Source organism: Microvirga calopogonii (assembly GCF_003347665.1).
Taxonomy (GTDB): domain Bacteria; phylum Pseudomonadota; class Alphaproteobacteria; order Rhizobiales; family Beijerinckiaceae; genus Microvirga; species Microvirga calopogonii.
In genome coordinates, this window is sequence record NZ_QDGA01000207.1 from 1 (window position 1) to 3125 (window position 3125).

Annotated in this window: 3 protein-coding genes; 2 read left to right on the forward strand and 1 reads right to left on the reverse strand. The window is 63.3% G+C overall.

Going from position 1 to position 3125, the window contains the following annotated elements:
* Positions 1–1002 (reverse strand): IS66 family transposase (gene tnpC, locus DDF70_RS35780; protein ID WP_114948108.1); only part of this gene is annotated, 1002 nt, incomplete at its 3' end.
* Between the two features lie 263 nt (positions 1003–1265).
* On the opposite strand from tnpC, the gene DDF70_RS37305 reads away from it, so the two are divergent.
* Together DDF70_RS37305 and DDF70_RS35790 are read left to right on the forward strand one after the other, a co-directional pair.
* Positions 1266–1502, forward strand: coding sequence for a hypothetical protein (locus DDF70_RS37305; RefSeq protein ID WP_162820906.1), 237 nt, complete (start codon positions 1266–1268; stop codon positions 1500–1502).
* A 107-nt stretch (positions 1503–1609) separates the two neighbouring features.
* A complete protein-coding gene (locus DDF70_RS35790) occupies positions 1610–2950 on the forward strand; it encodes an IS1380 family transposase (RefSeq protein ID WP_114946107.1) in 1341 nt (446 codons plus the stop codon).
* Positions 2951–3125: the final 175 nt, after the last annotated feature.

Below are 3125 nucleotides of genomic sequence, written 5' to 3' on the forward strand. Positions count from 1 at the left end.
GGCCAGGATATCATCCAGACTGCGTTCCAGGGCGCGGCGCTTGCGGGCCAGGGTCGAGGCGGCGAGGGTCCCGATCCCGTCAGCCAGGGCAAAGGCCCGGTGCAGCCACAGCTTGAGGCGGGAGGGCAGCACATCCTCGCTCACCTCATCGGCATAGGCGACGTCACGAGCGAGATGGGCCAGGCAGGTCTGATGGGCGTCGGCGTGGCCCTGTTGAGCGCTATAGCGATCGGAACACCAGACCTCGGGCCGGTGCCCATCCATCATGGTCCGGACCACGATGGCGCCGCGGGTCGGGGAGGCGTGATGGACCACCGCGTTGGGGCAGCGAAACACCCAATGGTAGGCATTCGAGCCTTCGATCCGGACGCCGGTCTCATCGGAAGCGACGACCCGGGCCTGGCGCAACGCCGCAATGGCCTTGTCGCGCTCGGCCACGAAAGCATTCTGCGCCCGGCGCAGCAGGTTCATGAGCCCGCCCTGGCTGAGGGTCAGCCCAAACAGATCGGCGAATGCGCTTTGCAGCCGCTCATAGGACAGAGCCTGGAAGGTCTTGAGATAAGTTGCCATGGCATGGACGCGGGGCCCGAACGGTGTCCCCTTGGCGGCGTCCGGCACGGGCGCGACCACCCGCGTTCCACAGGCTGGGCAGTTCACCGCCAGGCGCCGATGCTGGGTGACGCGGGGCGCCACCTCTGGCAGGTCAATCTGCTCGTGGATGCTGATCGTCTCCCCCGGCAGCCCCGCCATCAGGACGGCTGAGCAGCAGGAGCACCGGTCAGGACGGTGCTCGACCACCTCATCGGGCGTGGTGCTGATGAGCCGGCTGTGACCTTCATGGCCCGGCTTGGCGCCACCGGGTTTGGCCTGATCCCGCCGCTCCTTGCGATCGGTCGCGGGCGGCTTGGACGATGTGCGCGAGGTCTTCTGCGGCCGCTGCAGCCGCAGCACCAGCTCGATCAGCTCTTCCTTGCTCAGACGCTCAAGATCGCTGCGGCCCATCACACCAGGGAATCAGTGAATTCCCGTTCGCGCAAGGGCCTGGGTAATTACAGCGAGGATGCTCGCAGGAAAATGTCGAAAAGGTGTGGAAGCAGGCACATCTCTCTGAGAGACAACTCGGAGCCTTCATAGCGTTATATACTCTTGACGTTGGTGAGCCGCCCAAGTTGTTAAACGCTAGCCTCGTGAAGTTCCGAAACCAGGTTATTCACCAAGGGCGGATTCCGACGCGAGCGGAAGCGCTTAAGTATGGCCAGGGTGTCTTGGACATCATCCGCTCACTGATCTCCGAAGCAAAATCCCGGTTTCCGAAGGGGATAGAACAGGAAACCCACCGCCACATCATATCCAGTCAAAAGGAATGGGGTGGCGAGGTCCCCTCCACGATGGGCTTGGCGACCATTGTGAGCCTTACTCATGTCGATGAGGCGCGCAACAATCGAAGCTTGGAGGATAGCCTTGGCGATATAGAGGCCATGCGCTCTATTTATGCGAGCTAGCCCGGAAAATTCATGGAGGGTTGGCGGGTGTAGCTCAAGCCCCTGAGATGACTTAGGATTTGGTTGTCGAAGCCGATCCGCGTCATTTCTGGGAGAACCCACCCGCCATGAACCACTCTACGCTTCCACTACCGGGCCTGTCACCTGTTACCGGCAAAACCGTACTGGCTCGGTTCGACGGCGGCCTGCTGTCCTCCGACGCCGGAGTTCTCGCCCTGCGCGAGGTGGAGAAGCGTTTGGGTGTCGCCGAGCGGCTCGCCGCGTGCATCGATGACCCACGCTCTCAGGATCAGGTCATTCATCGCCTGGCCGATCTGATCCGCTTCCGGCTGTTGATGATCGCTGCCGGTTATGAGGATTGCAACGACGCCATCAGCCTGCGCTCCGACCCGATCTTCAAGATGGCGCAGGACGTGCTGCCATCGGATCGCCATCTCGCCTCACAGCCGACGCTCTCGCGCCTGGAGAATATGCCCGATGCGCGGTCGCTGCTGCGTATGGGACGCACGATGATCGATCTGTACTGCGCTTCGTTCGGACAGGTGCCGAAGCAGATCGTGCTCGACCTCGACGACACTTTCGATGCCGTTCACGGCGACCAGCAGCTGCGGCTGTTCAATGCCCATTACGACGAATACGGCTTTCAGCCCATAGTCGTGTTCGACGGTGAGGGCCGCTTCATCACGGCCGTGCTGCGGCCGGCCCGTCGGCCCAAGGGCAGCGAGATCCGGGCTCATCTGCGCCGGCTCATCCGGGCGATCCGAACCCACTGGCCCACCACCCGCATCCTGATCCGGGCTGACAGCCATTACTGCGGTCCGCTGGTGATCGATTGGTGCCGAGCCAACGGCGTTGACTTCATCCTCGGAGTGGCCTCAACCTCGACCCTGCGCCGGCACGTTGCGGGTCTGGAGGCGAGCGCCAAGGCGCGCTTTGCCGCGGCTCCTCGGAAAGGCAAGGTGCGGCGCTTCACGGAGTTCTTCGACGGTGCTGCAAGCTGGAGCCGGGTCGAGCGCATCATCGCTCGTGTCGAAGCGGGCGCGCAGGGCAGCGACACGCGGTTCATCGTCACCAATCTCACTGGCGGCAAAGCCAGAACGCTCTATGAGCGGATCTACTGTCGGCGCGGCACGGCGGAAAACCACATCAAGGCCTGGAAAGCCCACCTGGCGGCCGACCGCACGTCCTGCTCCCGAGCGACGGCGAACCAATTCCGGCTGTTCCTGCATGCCGGCGCCTATTGGCTGATGTGGGTCCTGCGGGCGAGGATGCCGAAGCGCTCGCTCTGGCGCATCGCGCAATTCGACACCTTGCGGCTGCGCCTGATCAAGATCGCCGCCCGGGTGGTTGAACGGAAGACCCAGATCCAGCTGCACTTGCCGAGCGCCTGTCCTGACCAGACGATCCTGCGCGTGGTTCTCGGCCGTCTGCCGCGCCTCGTCACCTGATCAATGGGGCGCACACGCCCCTGACCCGAGCCCTGTCCCGTCCACCTGCAAACCCGCCGCTCTCATCCGCCAAGCCGAATCCTTGGAGGTGGTGAAGACATGCCTGAAAGCCCGTCAAAGCTACCAGTAAGGCTCGCAAAGCCAACCTCAGAAGGGTCGCCGTGAATTAATCGGG

Coding starts and splice junctions, on each gene's coding strand:
- DDF70_RS35790 (WP_114946107.1), top strand. CDS start 1,610: ATGAACCACTCTACGCTTCCACTACCGGGCCTGTCACCTGTTACCGGC.